Origin of the sequence: Bradyrhizobium sp. SZCCHNRI1029 (assembly GCF_032487555.1) — a bacterium.
Taxonomy (GTDB): domain Bacteria; phylum Pseudomonadota; class Alphaproteobacteria; order Rhizobiales; family Xanthobacteraceae; genus Bradyrhizobium.
The window spans coordinates 141,436-156,489 of sequence record NZ_JAUEUK010000004.1; the positions used below are offsets into that span (position 1 = coordinate 141,436).

The window sequence follows — 15,054 nt, forward strand, 5'->3', positions numbered from 1 at the left end:
CGTGAACGGCTAATCGACCACGACCGGCTCGACGGCGCCGGCGCGCTCGGTGATGAGCCTGTACTGATCCGGCCGACGATGCGCCGCGAAGTTGAACATCTTGTCCTTGCCCTGGCGGCACAGATCGAGGTCGATGTCGGCGACGACGACCTCGTCGGCGAGCGTCTTCGCCCGCGCCACGATGCAGCCATTGGGATCGACGATGCAGGAGCCGCCGATCAGCCCGCTGCCGTCCTCGTCGCCCGCCTTTGCGACCGCGATCGCCCACGTCGCATTCATGTAGGCGTTGGCCTGCGCCACCAGGGTCGAATGGAAGGTGCGCAGCGAGGCATCCTCGGTGTTGCCGCCATTCGGATCATAGGCCGCGGAATTGTAGCCGACGCAGACCAGCTCGACGCCCTGCAGCCCCAGCACCCGCCACGATTCCGGCCAGCGCCGGTCGTTGCAGATCATCATGCCCATGATGGCGCCGCCCCACTCGCGGCCGGCGCGCACGGCCGGAAAGCCGAGATCGCCATAGCTGAAATAGCGCTTCTCCAGCTGCTGATACTTGGCACTCGGGCGCGGCTCGACGGAGCCGGGCAGATGCACCTTGCGATATTTGCTGATGATCTCGCCGTCGGGATCGACCAGGATGGAGCTGTTGAAGCGGCGTCCGTCCGGTGTCAGCTCGGCATAGCCGACATAGAAGCCGACGCGAAGCGCCCGCGCCCGGTCGAACAGCGCGGCAACGGACGGGTTCGGCATCGCGCGCTCGAAATAGCTGTCGAGCTCATCGCCTTCGAGGATCCAACGCGGGAAGAAGGTCGTGAATGCGAGTTCCGGAAACACCACCAGCTTCGCGCCCTGGGCGGCCGCCTGTTCCAAGAGCCCGATCATGCGCGACAGCGTGTGCCCGCGGCTGTCGGCGCGCTGGGTCGGCCCCATCTGGGCGGCGGCGGCGCGGAAGATACGGCTCAAAACTCTGCCTCCGATCTGTGCGTCATGCCTTTCCAGCAGGCGGCAGCACCGCCCCCTGCGACGCGCAAGAGAAGCATCAATGAAGCGAAACCGGCGCAGGAATTGCAACCAGTCGGGACGACCTCGGTCTATGATATTTTGGCCGAGACCATCACCCGGGCTAATAGGGCGACCATGCCATGAACCTGCGCCAGTTGGAGATCCTGCGGGCGGTCATCCGCCACCACACCACGGTCGCTGCGGCCGAGGAGCTCGCGCTGTCGCAGCCTGCGATCAGCAATGCGCTGAAGGCGATGGAGGCGCAGGCCGGCTTCACGCTGTTCGAGCGCGTCAACAACCGGCTGTTCCCGACACCCGAGGCGATGACGCTCTATGAGGAGAGCGAGGCGATCTTCACCCTGCACGTCCGGCTGGAAAACCGCGTGCGTGACCTGCGCGAGCAGAAGACGGGTCATCTGTCGATCGTCGCCACGCCGCCGCTCGCCTACAGCATCATCCCGCCGACCTTGTCAGGCTTCCTGCGGCGCCGGCCGCAGACGCGGATGTTCTTCGACGTGCGCCGCTACGAGGGCATCATCGAGGGCGTGCTCGGCAACGTCGCCGAGCTCGGCTTCGCGCTCGGACTGTCCGATCATCCCGGGATCGCCCATGAGGTCGTGCATACCGGGGAGATGGTGTGCGTGATGCCGGCCCGGCATCCGCTTGCCGAATGCGACGTGATTTCAGCGCGGGATCTCGCCGGCTTCCCGCTGATCGGCCTTGAACGCGGCACGCGCCTCGGCGAAGCGGTGCGCGAGAGCTTCCGGCAAGCCGATGCCGACTTCCAGCCGACCGTCGAAGTGCGTTACTGCAACACGGCCTGCGTGCTGGCTTCGACCGGCGTCGGCGTCGCCGTGGTCGATCCATTCTCGCCGCGCCAGGGCGGGCATGATCTCGTGGTACGGCCGTTCACGCCGAGCACCAAAGTCTCGGCCTATGTGCTGTGGTCGGAGGCGCGGCCGCTGTCGAACCTGGCGAAGACGTTTCGCAGCGAGGTGCGAAACGCGAGCCGCAGTCTTGCGGACGGCCTCGACGCGATCGGAGCTCCGAGCCTCGCCGCTTCCGCGCAGCACGGCTGAGCTTGCCGATCGGCATGCGTCCATCAAACCCGTGGACGTATCGTTTGCGGCCCATCATCCGAAACGCCCGCCTGCGACGGGCTTCTCGGGATGATGCTCCGCGTCACTGTCATCTTGCGGCTGGCGGCGGAATTGGTGCAGTGGACCATGGCTCGCCCGCCCGCAATCGCGCCGCCAGCGCCGCCGCGCAGCCGGCGAGCAGCTTCTCGCCCTTTGCAGCAGATGCCTTGCGCGCATCGCCTGCGACGCCGGAGGTGGTGATGTCGGCGAACGATCTGAACATTTTCAGCGACGGGACCAGCGAGCCCATGATGTCGAAGCTCGGCCCAAAGGCAGCGTCGAGCCCCGCCGCGTCGACGAGGCCGGGATGAGCCGCCATCATCATCGAGGTCTCGGCTTCGCAGGCATGCATCACGCCCGCCTGATCCTCGAGGACCTTGGCCATGGTCTCCCGCCCTTCCATGAAATAGGTCGTCGTCGCGATCGGCGCGTTGAGCTCGCGCGTCAGTTCGCCGGTGAGGGTGGCCAGCGCCTGGATGTTGCCGCCATGGCCGTTGACGATCACGATGCGGCGGAAGCCGGCATTCAGAATCGAGCGGCACAGGTCTCTGAGCACGGCGTGGTAGGTGGAGAGACCGAGGGTGAAGGTGCCACCGAACGGAACGTGATGGTCGGCGAGCCCGCACCAAACGGTCGGCGCGACCACGATGGGATGGTCTGGAGTCAGCTCCAGCGCGGTGCGACGGCAGACCTCGCTGCACAGGAAGTCGTCAACTCCCGTCGGCAGATGCGGGCCGTGCTGCTCGGTCGAGGCCACCGGCAACAGCACGATCGCGTCTCGGGCCGCGAGCGCGCGAAGCGCTGCGGCGGAAAGTCTGTTCCAGGCGGTTTCGGTCATGATGGCTGCTCGCATGGTCGGAGATGAGGCAGATTGGCTCATATCACGCAGCCACCGCAACAGCCCATCCCGGCGTATCGGGCGCGCAGGCCGACAGTCGCCTGCGTGCACCTCAGACCGCACGCCCCTGCGCGATACTGCGCCCTCTCCCACAGGGGCGAGGACGCGGCGACCGACACCGCACCCTCGGCTACATCAGGAGCATGCTCTCCATGCACTCAAACATCGACAGCGATTGCGGGCTCGACAAGGTGCAACGGCCTTGCGTCCTCACAACACCACGGCCCGCGCGGCAGGCCGGTCTCACGCCCGCGTCAGTTCGATGTCGTGGGTCTGCTTCGTCTCCGCGTCGTACACCCTGATCTGCAACATCGGAAACCGGCGCTTGAGGTCATGCGCGCCGTTGTGTGCGCCATCCTTGGTCTTGAATTCGGTCTTGATCTGACCATCGACCACGACGGCATAGCCGGTCAGCGGAAGGTCGTTGCCGGATTTGTCTTGAGCAGGCTTGTTGTGAACAGACTTCTCTTGGGCAGACTTGAGCATTGCGAGCCGACGTCGATTCGTGAGTTGAAAGGGGTGTCGAGCGCGCGATCTCTCCGCCTCGGACGACTCCGATGTAAGGTGAGTCTGTCGCGACGAGCAAGCGAAGACGTGTTCTTCACAAGCAGGGCGATTACGGGTTCAACCTGACGGCGCAGCGACGGCCCGCGATGATCTCGGGATGTTCGGCGCGAACGAGTCGCGCAAGTTCCGGACTTGCAACGCGAACGTTCCGGTCGCTCGCCATCATGCGCGCCACCGCGAACGAGGAGCGCCGTGGTCGCGCGTCTCTCAGCGCCCGCAGCGCCCACCTCGCGCCGCCCCCAAGGCAGCAGCCCGATCCCAACTTGGATGCGCTCTCCGACTGAGCACGGGTAGACGCAAAATCCCGGGGCCCTCGGACGAACGAATCAGCATGACCGCCATGCGCGAATTGCCCGTCGTGCCAGTCTGCCGCAGATAAACAGCTTGCCCCGTCGGGCAAATCAGGACGACATTTCCGCGCATCCCGCCTCATGAAGAGGGGCGTGTCGCGAACGTCACGAGACGTGGAGTGCGGGATGCGATGGACGCGACGTGTCGCAGCGGGTGTCATGCCTGCGGACGAACGGCACGGCGCGGACGGCGAAGTCGCATGGTCCTGGCGCCGCGACGCTGGCGTCAAGCTCGTGACGAGGTTTCAACCTCGCGCGGGTGACGGTGGCAAGACAGCCCGTTCACCGGGGAGAATGCGTATAAACCGTAACACTATCGCGCAGGGAAGGCCGGGATGTCTCAGCCGATCCTGTGGTTCCTGCCCCGTGCATTCTTTCCGCACGGGGGCCATGGGGGCGGCGAGCTCCCGGCCTTCCCTGCGCCCTCTCACTTGAAGAGGGCTCCGTCAAGCAAGACTCGGGCGCGATAGGCGCCGCGAGATCGCGACGTGCTGATTTGTAGACGTTCTGTTTGTCGATGGCTGTTTATCAGTGTGAACTGCTGACCACGTGCCGCGCACGGGACCACGACGATCCCCGTAAGATGACGGATGGGCTTGCCGACCGCTGGTGCCGCTGCGGCAGCGAGGGATCGTAAACGACTGCGCGGGACGTTGACCCGCCATTTACCTCACGGTCCAACCACGACATCGTGATTTGATGCAGGTCAACATGACCGACCCGAACGCACCACCTACTGACAAGGCGTTCAAGCGAATCAGGCCTTGCCGTTACCTTGTTCGGCGTCCCTCGAACGGTCCTGTGCACTTGTCATCATGGAGAACCACATGAGCGAGACCGGCGTGACCGCCCTGGATCACACCGTCCAGGAAACCAACATCTGGCTGAAGGCCATCGAGCAACGCCTCGCGCTGGCGAGCCGGCAGCAGGCCTACAATGCACTGCGTGCCGTGCTGCATGTGCTGCGCGACCGTATGCCGATGGCCGTCGCCGTGAATTTCGGCGCCCAGTTGCCGATGCTCATTCGCGGGATCTACTACGAGGGCTGGCACCACGCGGCAACCCCGACCAAGGACCGCCATCTCGAATATTTCGTCGATGACATCTTCCGCCAACTGCCGCCGCAATTCCCGGTCGATCCGCTCACGGCTGCGCGCGGCATCTTCGAAATTCTCTGGGAGAAGCTCGATCCCGGCGAGTTCGACAAGCTGATGGGCCACCTGCCGGTGCCGCTGCGCAATCTGCGCGAGCCGGCGACCTGAGGGCCGGACCCCTTCGATCAGCTGACCGGTATCGGTCGTCGGTACGGCGGCAGTGCGCCTCTCGCCTTCAATGCGCGAGCTGCCGGTACAGCGCCGGCAGCGCGGCGGGCAGTCGCCTGATGTTGCCGACGATGGCGTAGCCGCCGCGGCCGAACAGGGTGGGAAAATACGACTGCGCCGACGCATCGATGGTCACGCCGAACACCGCGACGCCGCCGCGCCGCGCTTCCTGCACCGCCTTGCGCGTGTCCTCGATCGCGAACCGTCCCTCATAGTGATCGACGTCGTTCGGCTTGCCGTCGGTCAGCACCAGCAGCAGGCGCTTGCGCTCGGATCGCTCGGCGAGCTGGCTGGCGGCATGACGCACCGCCGTGCCGATACGCGTATAGTAGCCGGGCCTGAGCGCGCCGATGCGGCGCTCGACCCGCCCGCTCATCGGCTCGTCGAATGCCTTCACGGTCTCCAGGCGGACCCATGAGTTGCGCCGCGAGGTGAAGGTGAGAATGCTGTGGCTGTCGCCGCAGGCCGACAGCCCATGCGCCAGCACCAGCAGCGCCTCCTTCTCGACGTCGAGAACGCGCACGCCGTCGATCCACGCATCGGTCGATAGGGACACGTCGACCAGGAGAGTCACCGCGAGATCATGCGCGAGCGGGCGCATCGCCAGATGCACGCGATCAAGTCCGCCATGGCCGGCATTGAGATCGCTGCGCGCGCGCACCAGCGCGTCGATGTCGAGGTCGTGGCCGTCGGCCTGCGCGCGCATCACCTCATGACGCGGCCGCAAGGTCTCGAACCTGCGCCGCACGCTGCGGATGCGCCGGCGCATCGCATCGTCCGGAGACCACGCCTCGCCCGCCTCGGCGGCATCGCCGGTCACGACGCGACAATGGTCCGGCAGATAGGCGCCGCTGCGATAATTCCACTCGGGATACAGCCGGCCGCTGTCGAGCCGGGCCGTGTCCACCGCCTCGGGCGGCAGGTCGAGATCGAACTTCAGCTTGCTCGCCGGACGCCCCTTGCGCCTGGCGATCGCGAGCTCATCAAGATCGTCGGCAGCCTTGCGGGCGTCGTCATCGTCGGTATCGTCGGACGGACGATCGACATTGACCATCTCCGCCATCGCCAGGATCTTCTCGAAGCGGTTGAGGATGAATGGATCGCGCTTGGCCGTGTCGTCGCGCTCGCGCCGTGCGAAGCGCTTGCGGGTGTCGGGTGCCCCCTCCTGCTCTGCGGGCGTCTGCGTCTCGTCGTCCTCGCGCGCCGCGGCAACGGCATCGCGGCTCCAGCAATCGCCCCACAGCGGACACGGCAGCATCGGCCGATAGCCGGGCGGGGCGGCCTCCGGCAACGCGCCGCCAGCGATGACCGCATTCCACAGCGCGCCCTTGGGCGGCGCGCCGGCGCCGAGCAGGGCCATGACGATGTGCTCGACCTGCTGCTCGAGCCGAGGCAGCGGCCGCCGCGGCCGCGCCGCAGCCAGCGCTTCGGCGAGTTGCGCATGCGGACACGCCAGTCCAGGGAAGCGCGCCAGCACCAGCGAGGTCGTCTCACAGGCCCGGCGCAGCGCCAGCAGATCATGCCGCAGCGGATCGCGCTCCGTGATCGGCTCGACCGCCATGGTCGCGAACCACGCCGCGAGCCAGTGATAGAGCTGCGCATTGAGCGCGCGCCCCGGCAGCAGCGCGATGGTCTCCGGCAGGAACACGGTGGCGCCATCGCGCCCGGCCTGATCGAGGCATTCGTCCCCGAGGCCAATGCGCTGGCGCCAGCCGAGCCGATGGCCCGATTTGCGCGCCTTGGCTCCGGCGACCTGCACGCCGCTCTCGCCGCCCAGCGCGCGGAACATCACGGCGATGCGGCCGCTGATCTCGTTCAGGGCGACGGCCTGATCCGGATGGACCGGATAGCTCGAGGTCGTGCCGACCAGGCGATGCCAGGCGCGGCCGACGGTCTCCTCCAGTTCGAGGAAGTCGAGCATGGCTCACCCGATCACGGCATGCGCGACCTCGCGCAACGCGGCCTTGACGTCGGCGTCGTCGGTGAGCGGCTCGATCATCGCGGCGAGCACGGCGTCCGCGATGGATGCTCCGGCAGCGACGAGCGTCGCGCAATAGACCAGGAGCCGCGTCGAGACGCCCTCCTCCAAGTCATGGCCTTGCAGCGCGCGCAGCCGATGCGCGAGCGCCACCAGCGGCCGAACGCGCTCCGGCGCCAGCCCGCTCTCGGCGGCAACCACCGCGATCTCCTGCTCGGCGGGCAGGAAGCCGAATTCGATGGCGATGAAGCGCTGCCGTGTCGATGGCTTCAGCGCCTTGTGCAGCGACTGATAACCCGGATTGTAGGACACCACCAGCATGAAGCCGTCGGGCGCGAGCAGCTCCTCGCCGGTGCGCTCCAGCGGAAGAATGCGGCGGTCGTCGGTGAGAGGATGCAGCACGACGGTCACATCCTTCCGCGCCTCGACGACCTCGTCGAGATAGCAGATGCCGCCCTCGCGCACCGCGCGGGTCAGCGGGCCGTCGGTCCACACGGTGTCACCGCCCTTGAGCAGATATCGCCCGGTGAGGTCGGCGGCGGTGAGGTCGTCGTGACAGGCGACCGTGTGCAGCGGCAGGCCCAGTCGCGCCGCCATGTGCGCGACGAAGCGGGTCTTGCCGCAGCCGGTCGGCCCCTTCAGCAGCACCGGTAGGCGATGTCGGAACGCATGCTCGAACAGCGCGCATTCATTGCCGGTCGGCGTGTACGAGGGGAACGACAGGACGGTATCGATCGCGTGCAGCGCGGGCTTCATGATCACTCTCCGAATCGGGGGATGCAGGCGGCGGCATCGAAGCCGCCGCCTGCGGGGTTTTACTCCGCCGGCTGCAGGGCGCCGGGGATGATCGCCTGCTTGGCGCGGCCGGGCACCAGCACGGCCCAGACGAACATCAGCGCCGCGATCGCCACGAACACACCGGAGCCGAGCCGAACCCAGTAGAACATCGCGAGCTGGTCCTGCACGTCCATGTAGCTCTGGCCGAGCACGCGCTGCAGATGCACCTGGATGATGCCGGCGAAGGTCAGCGCAAAGGTCATCGTCATCATCGCCGTGCACATGATCCAGAAGCTCGCCATCGAGAGCCACTGATTATACGGCGCACGCTGGCGCAGCTGCGGCACCGCATAGGCCATGACCGCGAGGTTGAGCATCACATAGGCGCCGAAGAAGGCGAGATGGCCGTGCGCGGCGGTCACCTGGGTGCCGTGGGTGTAGTAGTTCACGCTGGACAGCGTGTGCAGGAAGCCCCACACGCCGGCGCCGAGGAACGCCATGACGGAGCAGCCGACCGACCACAGCAGCGCGGCGCGATTCGGATGCTTGCGTCCCGCCTTGAGCGTCATCTGCACCGTGAAGATCACCATGGTGAAGAACGGCGCGACCTCGAGCGTTGAGAACAGCGAGCCGATCCACTGCCAATAGCCGGGCGCGCCGATCCAGTAGAAATGATGGCCGGTGCCGAGGATGCCAGAGAACAGCGCCAGGCCAATGATGACGTAGAGCCACTTCTCCACCACCTCGCGGTCGATGCCGTTGAGCTTGATCATCAGGAAGGCCAGGATCGAGGCCATGATCAACTCCCAGACGCCCTCCACCCAGAGATGGACGATGTACCACCAGTACATCTTGTCGACGGCGAGATTTGCCGGATTGTAGAACGCGAACAGGAAGAAGATCGCGACGCCCCACAGACCGAACAGCAGGATGTTGGTCACCGTCGTCTTGCGACCCTTCAGGGCGGTCATCGTGACGTTGAACAGGAACATCAGGCAGACGACGACGATGCCGACCTTGATGATGAAGGGCTGCTCGAGGAACTCACGGCCCTCATGGTAGTGGAAGAGATAGCCGACGACGGCCGCACCCGCGGCGCCGAAGAACATCCAGAACTGGATCTTGGCGAGCAGCGGGCTGTAGAGCTCGGTCTCGGTCTCCTCGGGCAGCAGGAAGTAGGTGGCGCCCATGAAGCCGATCAGCGACCACACGATCAGCGCGTTGGTGTGGATCATGCGGACGATGTTGAAGGGAAGCAGGACCGACAGCGTGTTCGGCAGCACGTAGATGGTGCCGGCGAGCAGGCCGAAGATGACCTGGGCGAGGAAGAGCGTCAGCGCGCCGTAGAAATACAGCATCGCGACCTTCTGGGTCTCATATCTCATCGCGGATCTCTCTCATGACGGGGACGGGAGCCGGCTCAGCCGGCCTTGTTCGGCGGCCAGTCCTGGCGCTTGATCGTGTCGGTCCATTGCAGGAAGTCGGCGAGGTCGTTGAGCTCCTGGTCGGACAGATTGAACTGCGGCATCTGCCTGCGGCCGGGCGCACCGGAGGGTTGCGACTGCATCCAGGATTTCAGCATCTCGCGCGCGGCGGCCGGGTCCTGCCTCCCGCCCCAGCGGTCCCAGACATTGCCGACCTCTGGCGCGAAATAGGCGCCCTCGCCGAGCAGGGTATGGCAGTTGATGCAGGAGTTTCTCTCCCAGACGTGCTTGCCGCGAGCGACTCCGTCGGACAGCGTCGACGCATTGGTCGAGGTCGTGACCATGTAGTAGTGGCTGTGCGCTGTGAGCCCGAGGAAGATCGCAAAGAAGAAGGCCGAACCGCCGTAGAAGACGTTCCGTGCGGCCGACTTGGTCAGGCGTTCCGCCATGACACGTCCTTTCCGTTTTGGTGAAGGTCGATGGTGAAGGCAATCTACCGGCACTGCCGGGAGTCTCTTTGTCGCGGCGCAAGCAGCACGGCGATGGCCCGTCAGACCAGCGCGCGGAGCGCCACCGCGAGCCCGGCGAGCGCAACCAGGCCTAGGAGCCACGATGCGAGCAGGCCGCGCCACAGCGCGGGCGCATGGCGGAGGCCGAGAAAATCCAGCACGATCACCCTGCCCTTTGCCAATGCGAGCGCGAGCACGAGGGCATCGGCGAGCCAGCGATTCGGCAGCAGCAGCGAGGCCGCGAGCGTGGCGACGGCGAAGCTCAGCAATTGAAGCCAGGCGAGCGTGAGGCGATCGCGGACCATGACTCATCCCACCAGATAGAGGATCGGGAACATCACGATCCAGACCAGGTCGACCATGTGCCAGAACGCCGTCCCGGTCTCGACGCTGTTGGGCGCGGCATGACGACCGACGATTCCGAGGATGACCATCCCGAGTACGACGTGAAGCAGATGGAAGCCCGTGAGCAGAAAATAGAGCGTGAAGAACGGCGACGTCTCCAGGCCTGCGCCGGCGGCAATCTCCCTGCCATACTCGGTCAGCTTGACGGCAATGAAGGCCGCGCCGAGCAGGATCGCCAGCATGATCCAACGCCGTGCGGTGGCCGGCGATGCGCCTCTCGCCGCCGCCGCCCCGCGCGCCGCAGCCCACCCGCTCGTCACAAGCACGATCGTGTTCAATGCGGCGAGAGGTCCGTCCAGCATGGCCTGCCCGGCTGCGAACACGACTGGATTGACTGCGCGCGCCACGACGAAGGCGCCGAGCAGCAGGCCGAAAGCGACAAGCTCGCTGAGGATCAGGACCCACATCATGGGGTCGCCCGGCAACCCGTCGAGCACGCCCCAGCGCTCCGTTGGTTCCGGTTCGTATGTGAGTGCCGACACCGCCATCTCCGATCAGATGTCGCAAAGCTAATCGGGGCGGCAGACATGCTCTTTGTCGGCGCACAAACAGCACGGCGCCCGGATGCGCTACCGGATCGACATCAGGAGCATGTCCATGACCGAAGCGCAGCTCGGCCTCGTCACCGCCACCCCGATCATCATCGTGTTTGCAGCGGCGCTGCGGCGCATGGGCGTGCTGTCGACCACGGGGACCGTGTCCGCGATCGCGCTCTCCGTTGCGATTGCGGTTGTCCTGTTCACCACGCAATAACCTGGCCTGGAACCTTTGCCGTCCTCGGGCGTCAGATCGTCCGGAGGTGCCGCATGGACGACAACCGGTTCGCAGAGCTGCTCGGCAACGCCGCCATCGGCGTCTGGGGCGACATGCCGCGCGACATCCAGGAAGCGCTGTTCGAGACGGCGATGCGCGGTCACGACGATCTGAGGCACGAACTCGCCAAGCTGCTTCACGACCGGCATCCGCGGACACAGCATCCGCCGCATCCGGCTTGAGCGGTCTCAGTCGCGATGATCATCAGCCCCGAACTGTGATGGCTCGTCGTAGCCCTTGCGGCTGCTGTAGAACAACAGCACCATCAGCCCGATCCCCACGATGAGCGAAAACACCACGCCGAGCGTGAGCGCGATCCAGCCCTCGGTCGGCATCGGATCGCCGGGCAAGGTCATGCCCTGATAGGCGAAGACGACGGCGGCCGCGAGAATCAGCAGCAATGCGACGATGATAGTGATGGGTCCTGCACGCATGGCGGTCGCACTCCTGACACGAGAACAGGACGCGCGACCACGATCGTTCCTGGACGGGTGCGGTAACGGCGCACGGCGGCAGTTCCGAAATTTGAGGACGGCGTCCCCACCCTTCTCGCTGCGCCGCCGAAAGCATCGCGCTGCATCCAATCGCAGCATCATCTGCTCAAAGGATGACGCGCGCTCCACCGCGCCTTGCCGCGCGCCGCATGGCTGCTCTCGCGGCGGATCGCTAGGCGTCAGGGAACTTAGCTGATAACCATACCGGCTCCCTATCGGCAGCAGAGGACAAGGACCGGAGATGGACAACCGCAGCGAGATCTGGCGCGGCGTCGACGCGATCAAGACCCGTTTCATCGAGCTCAGCGACCGGGTGTGGAGCATGCCCGAGGTCTGCTACACCGAGGCCCGCTCGTCCGCCGAACACCTCGCCGAGTTGAAGCACCAGGGTTTTCGGATCATCGAAAAGGTCGCGGGCATCCCGACCGCGCTGATGGGCGAATGGGGCGAAGGTGGTCCGGTCATCGCGTTCATGGGCGAATACGACGCCCTGCCCGGCCTCAGCCAGGAGGCCGGCGTCGCCGAACATCGTCCGATCGAGACCGGCGGCCATGGCCATGGCTGCGGCCACAATCTCCTGGGCTCGGCGGCGCTGCTCGCGGCAACCGCCGTGAAGGACTGGCTCGCCGCCAACAAGGTTCCGGGACGCGTGCGCTACTACGGCTGCCCTGCCGAGGAAGGCGGCGCCGCAAAGGCCTTCATGGTGCGCTCAGGCGCGTTCGAGGATGCCGACATCGCGATCACCTGGCATCCGTCGAGCTTCTGGGAAGTGGTGATGACGCCCTCTCTCGCCAACACGCGCGCGGACTTCATCTTCACCGGACGCACCTCGCATGCGGCCGCCTCGCCGCATCTCGGCCGCAGCGCGCTCGACGCGGTGGAGCTGATGAATGTCGGCGTCAACTACATGCGCGAGCACATGCCGAGCGACGCCCGCGTGCATTACGCGCTGCTCGACACCGGCGGCATTGCGCCCAACGTCGTGCAGGCGCATGCGCGCGTCCGCTACTCGATCCGCGCGCGCGACCTGCCCGGCATGAACGAGCTGGTCGGGCGCGTACACAAGATCGCGCAAGGTGCCGCGATGATGACCGAGACCAGGGTCGAGATGAAGATCATCTCGGCGGTCTCCAACATCCTGCCCAACACGCCGCTCGAAGAGGCGCTGCACGGGATCATGGAGGAGCTGGGGCCGCCGCATTTCGACGCGAGCGACAAGGATTTTGCCGGTCAGATCCAGGCGACCCTGACCGACAAGGACATCGAATCCGTCTACTACAGCATCGGCATGGATCCGACCGACAAGCCGCTGGCCGACTTCCTGGTGCCGCTGAACGCCAAGCGCAATCCGCAGATCGGCTCGACCGATGTCGGCGACGTCAGCTGGGTGGTGCCAACGGTGCAGGTGCACGCGCCGACGGTGGCGATCGGCACGCCGTTCCACACCTGGCAGGTCGTTGCGCAAGGCAAGACGCCGGCCGCGCACAAGGCGATGGTGCAGGCCGCCAAGGCGATGGCCGGTCTCGGCATCAAGGCGCTCAATGAGCCGGCGCTGATCGCAGCCGCCAAGGCCGACCTGAAGAAGCGGACGCTGCGCACGCCCTATGTCAGCCCGCTGCCCGCCGAGGTCGAGCCGCCGCTGACCATGTCGGTCGTTTGAGAGATACACTGGGGGGGAAACACAATGGCGAAAACAGCGACAAGGAAGAAGCCGGAGGCAAAGACCGCCAAGCCGGCTCCGAAGCGCGTGGCCACGCGCGCCACGGCCAACAGGAAGCCCGCAAAGGCGAAGCCGCAGGCCAGACCACAGGCGAGGGCCGCCGCGCCGAAGCCGCGGCTGCCGAGAGGACCGGTCTGGCAGTGGTCGGCGCTCGACACCGCCGCTGCGATCCGCTCGGGCGCGGTCTCCTCGGTCGAGGTGACCGAGGCGCACATCGCGCGCATGCATGAGGTCAATCCGAAGCTGAATGCGGTCGTCGTCGATCTGTCCGAAGAAGCATTGAAAGCTGCGCGCGCCGCGGACAAGGCGCGCAACAAGGACGGCCTGCTGCATGGCGTGCCCGTCACCATCAAGGAGAACGTCGACTACCAGGGACGGCCAAACCCCAACGGCGTTCAGGCGCAGATGGGAATCATCGCGCCGTCGGACGCGCCCGTCGTGCGCAACCTCAAGAACGCGGGCGCGATCGTGCTCGGCCTCACCAACACGCCGGAATTCTCATTCCGCGGCTTCACCGACAACCCGCTGCACGGACTGACCTTGAACCCGTGGGATCCCGAGATCACCTGCGGCGGCTCGTCGGGCGGCGCTGGAGCTGCGGTCGCCGCCGGTATCGGCACCATCGCGCATGGCAACGACATCGGCGGCTCGCTGCGCTGGCCGGCGCATTGCAACGGCGTTGTCACGATCAAGCCGACGCAGGGGCGCATCCCGGCCTACAACGAAAGCGCCGCGGCCGAGCGGCCGATGCTGGCGCATCTGATGTCGTCGCAGGGCCCGCTGGCGCGTAGCGTCGCCGACGTCAGGCTGGCGCTGGAGGTGATGAGCCGGCGCGATCCGCGCGATCCCTGGTGGGTGCCGGCCCCGCTCGAGGGCGAGAAGCCCAAGCGGCCGATCAAGGTCGCGCTCGCCAAGATCCCCGATGACATGGACGTCGATCCTTCGGTGCAGGCCGCGCTGCGGCAGGCCGCGGATCATCTGGAGCGCTCCGGCTACCGGGTCAGCGAGGTCGAGGTCCCCGACATCTCCGGCGTCTGGCAGACCTGGTGCGACGTCATCACCACCGAGGTCGTCGTGATGCAGGAGGCCAAGATGCTGGCCGTCACCTCGGAAGACTTCCACAAGGCGTGGGGCGGGATGCGGGCCAAGGCCGAGATCCTCGACCTCGCGGGCTGGATGAACGCGACGGCGCAGCGCTCCACCCATATCCGCGCCTGGCAGCTGTTCTTCGAGGATTATCCGGTGGTGCTGGCGCCGACGACGGTCAAGCCGACGCCGGGCCCGCGCGAGGACACGGTAAGCCCGGAGCGCGTGCGCGAAATCTTCTTCAACGAGATCCGCTTCATCTCGGCCATCAACGTGCTCGGGCTGCCCGGCGCGGTGGTGCCGGTGGCGGTTCACAATGGCCAGCCGATCGGCGTGCAGCTGATCGCCGGCCGCTATCGCGAGGATCTCGCGCTCGATGCCGCCGCGGCGATCGAGAAGCGTGCGGGCATGCTGGTGCGGCAGCTCTGGGAGCGGATGGCTTAGTCTCGCGACGGCCCGAGAATCCCGGCTCTCGGGCCGTCATGTTTCCGACATCGCTTCAGCCTCGATTGTCGAAAGTCGAACACTGACGCCCATCGCGTTTGCCCGAGGAGCCCCTCGGGTTGACGGGAC

General features: G+C 66.3%; 16 protein-coding genes. 6 read left to right on the top strand and 10 right to left on the bottom strand.

Features of this window, described 5'->3' with window-relative positions:
* Positions 1-9: 9 nt before the first annotated feature.
* A complete protein-coding gene (locus QW861_RS12885) occupies positions 10-960 on the bottom strand; it encodes an N-carbamoyl-D-amino-acid hydrolase (RefSeq protein WP_315750302.1) in 951 nt (316 codons plus the stop codon).
* A gap of 179 nt (positions 961-1,139) precedes the next feature.
* Here QW861_RS12885 and QW861_RS12890 point away from each other — a divergent pair, with 179 nt between their 5' ends.
* The gene (locus QW861_RS12890; RefSeq protein ID WP_315750301.1) at positions 1,140-2,078 is read left to right on the top strand and encodes a LysR family transcriptional regulator; all 939 of its coding nucleotides are present in this window, start codon (positions 1,140-1,142) and stop codon (positions 2,076-2,078) included.
* Between the two features lie 109 nt (positions 2,079-2,187).
* Here the strand turns inward: QW861_RS12890 and QW861_RS12895 are convergent, their stop codons facing one another.
* On the bottom strand, positions 2,188-2,976 hold the full coding sequence (locus QW861_RS12895; RefSeq protein WP_315750300.1) for a creatininase family protein: 789 nt from the start codon (positions 2,974-2,976) through the stop codon (positions 2,188-2,190).
* Positions 2,977-3,279: 303 nt separating this feature from the next.
* Positions 3,280-3,522: a hypothetical protein gene (locus QW861_RS12900; protein WP_315717756.1), complete on the bottom strand. Its 243-nt coding sequence runs from the start codon at positions 3,520-3,522 to the stop codon at positions 3,280-3,282.
* Between the two features lie 1,258 nt (positions 3,523-4,780).
* Between QW861_RS12900 and QW861_RS12905 the strand changes: the two genes are divergently transcribed.
* On the top strand, positions 4,781-5,215 hold the full coding sequence (locus QW861_RS12905) for a DUF2267 domain-containing protein (RefSeq protein WP_315750299.1): 435 nt from the start codon (positions 4,781-4,783) through the stop codon (positions 5,213-5,215).
* Between the two features lie 67 nt (positions 5,216-5,282).
* Here the strand turns inward: QW861_RS12905 and QW861_RS12910 are convergent, their stop codons facing one another.
* From QW861_RS12910 to QW861_RS12935, 6 genes are all read right to left on the bottom strand, one after another.
* The gene (locus QW861_RS12910; RefSeq protein WP_315750298.1) at positions 5,283-7,196 is read right to left on the bottom strand and encodes a nitric oxide reductase activation protein NorD; all 1,914 of its coding nucleotides are present in this window, start codon (positions 7,194-7,196) and stop codon (positions 5,283-5,285) included.
* Positions 7,197-7,199: 3 nt separating this feature from the next.
* On the bottom strand, positions 7,200-8,009 hold the full coding sequence (locus QW861_RS12915) for a CbbQ/NirQ/NorQ/GpvN family protein (RefSeq protein ID WP_315717759.1): 810 nt from the start codon (positions 8,007-8,009) through the stop codon (positions 7,200-7,202).
* Between the two features lie 59 nt (positions 8,010-8,068).
* Positions 8,069-9,415, bottom strand: coding sequence for a cbb3-type cytochrome c oxidase subunit I (locus QW861_RS12920; RefSeq protein WP_315717760.1), 1,347 nt, complete (start codon positions 9,413-9,415; stop codon positions 8,069-8,071).
* Between the two features lie 35 nt (positions 9,416-9,450).
* A complete protein-coding gene (locus tag QW861_RS12925) occupies positions 9,451-9,903 on the bottom strand; it encodes a cytochrome c (protein WP_315717761.1) in 453 nt (150 codons plus the stop codon).
* A gap of 101 nt (positions 9,904-10,004) precedes the next feature.
* Complete coding sequence (locus tag QW861_RS12930) at positions 10,005-10,268, bottom strand: cytochrome C oxidase subunit IV family protein (protein WP_315717762.1); 264 nt, start codon at positions 10,266-10,268, stop codon at positions 10,005-10,007.
* Between the two features lie 3 nt (positions 10,269-10,271).
* Complete coding sequence (locus QW861_RS12935) at positions 10,272-10,850, bottom strand: cytochrome c oxidase subunit 3 family protein (protein WP_316171722.1); 579 nt, start codon at positions 10,848-10,850, stop codon at positions 10,272-10,274.
* A 115-nt stretch (positions 10,851-10,965) separates the two neighbouring features.
* Here QW861_RS12935 and QW861_RS12940 point away from each other — a divergent pair, with 115 nt between their 5' ends.
* Together QW861_RS12940 and QW861_RS12945 are read left to right on the top strand one after the other, a co-directional pair.
* Positions 10,966-11,121, top strand: a complete 156-nt coding sequence (locus tag QW861_RS12940) for a hypothetical protein (RefSeq protein WP_315717764.1) — start codon at positions 10,966-10,968, stop codon at positions 11,119-11,121.
* 53 nt (positions 11,122-11,174) lie between these two features.
* On the top strand, positions 11,175-11,363 hold the full coding sequence (locus QW861_RS12945) for a hypothetical protein (protein ID WP_172112235.1): 189 nt from the start codon (positions 11,175-11,177) through the stop codon (positions 11,361-11,363).
* Between the two features lie 6 nt (positions 11,364-11,369).
* Here the strand turns inward: QW861_RS12945 and QW861_RS12950 are convergent, their stop codons facing one another.
* Positions 11,370-11,615, bottom strand: a complete 246-nt coding sequence (locus QW861_RS12950; protein WP_315717765.1) for a hypothetical protein — start codon at positions 11,613-11,615, stop codon at positions 11,370-11,372.
* A 301-nt stretch (positions 11,616-11,916) separates the two neighbouring features.
* Between QW861_RS12950 and QW861_RS12955 the strand changes: the two genes are divergently transcribed.
* Positions 11,917-13,335: a M20 family metallopeptidase gene (locus tag QW861_RS12955; protein ID WP_316193123.1), complete on the top strand. Its 1,419-nt coding sequence runs from the start codon at positions 11,917-11,919 to the stop codon at positions 13,333-13,335.
* Positions 13,336-13,359: 24 nt separating this feature from the next.
* Positions 13,360-14,925, top strand: a complete 1,566-nt coding sequence (locus QW861_RS12960; protein WP_315827072.1) for an amidase family protein — start codon at positions 13,360-13,362, stop codon at positions 14,923-14,925.
* Positions 14,926-15,054 lie beyond the last annotated feature (129 nt).

Excerpts from the sequence above, each read along its gene's own strand:
- QW861_RS12940 (WP_315717764.1), top strand. The coding sequence starts at position 10,966 with ATGACCGAAGCGCAGCTCGGCCTCGTCACCGCCACCCCGATCATCATC.
- QW861_RS12925 (WP_315717761.1), bottom strand. The coding sequence starts at position 9,903 with ATGGCGGAACGCCTGACCAAGTCGGCCGCACGGAACGTCTTCTACGGC.
- QW861_RS12960 (WP_315827072.1), top strand. The coding sequence starts at position 13,360 with ATGGCGAAAACAGCGACAAGGAAGAAGCCGGAGGCAAAGACCGCCAAG.
- QW861_RS12950 (WP_315717765.1), bottom strand. The coding sequence starts at position 11,615 with ATGCGTGCAGGACCCATCACTATCATCGTCGCATTGCTGCTGATTCTC.
- QW861_RS12910 (WP_315750298.1), bottom strand. The coding sequence starts at position 7,196 with ATGCTCGACTTCCTCGAACTGGAGGAGACCGTCGGCCGCGCCTGGCAT.
- QW861_RS12900 (WP_315717756.1), bottom strand. The coding sequence starts at position 3,522 with ATGCTCAAGTCTGCCCAAGAGAAGTCTGTTCACAACAAGCCTGCTCAA.
- QW861_RS12915 (WP_315717759.1), bottom strand. The coding sequence starts at position 8,009 with ATGAAGCCCGCGCTGCACGCGATCGATACCGTCCTGTCGTTCCCCTCG.
- QW861_RS12955 (WP_316193123.1), top strand. The coding sequence starts at position 11,917 with ATGGACAACCGCAGCGAGATCTGGCGCGGCGTCGACGCGATCAAGACC.
- QW861_RS12945 (WP_172112235.1), top strand. The coding sequence starts at position 11,175 with ATGGACGACAACCGGTTCGCAGAGCTGCTCGGCAACGCCGCCATCGGC.
- QW861_RS12930 (WP_315717762.1), bottom strand. The coding sequence starts at position 10,268 with ATGGTCCGCGATCGCCTCACGCTCGCCTGGCTTCAATTGCTGAGCTTC.
- QW861_RS12890 (WP_315750301.1), top strand. The coding sequence starts at position 1,140 with ATGAACCTGCGCCAGTTGGAGATCCTGCGGGCGGTCATCCGCCACCAC.
- QW861_RS12905 (WP_315750299.1), top strand. The coding sequence starts at position 4,781 with ATGAGCGAGACCGGCGTGACCGCCCTGGATCACACCGTCCAGGAAACC.
- QW861_RS12895 (WP_315750300.1), bottom strand. The coding sequence starts at position 2,976 with ATGACCGAAACCGCCTGGAACAGACTTTCCGCCGCAGCGCTTCGCGCG.
- QW861_RS12920 (WP_315717760.1), bottom strand. The coding sequence starts at position 9,415 with ATGAGATATGAGACCCAGAAGGTCGCGATGCTGTATTTCTACGGCGCG.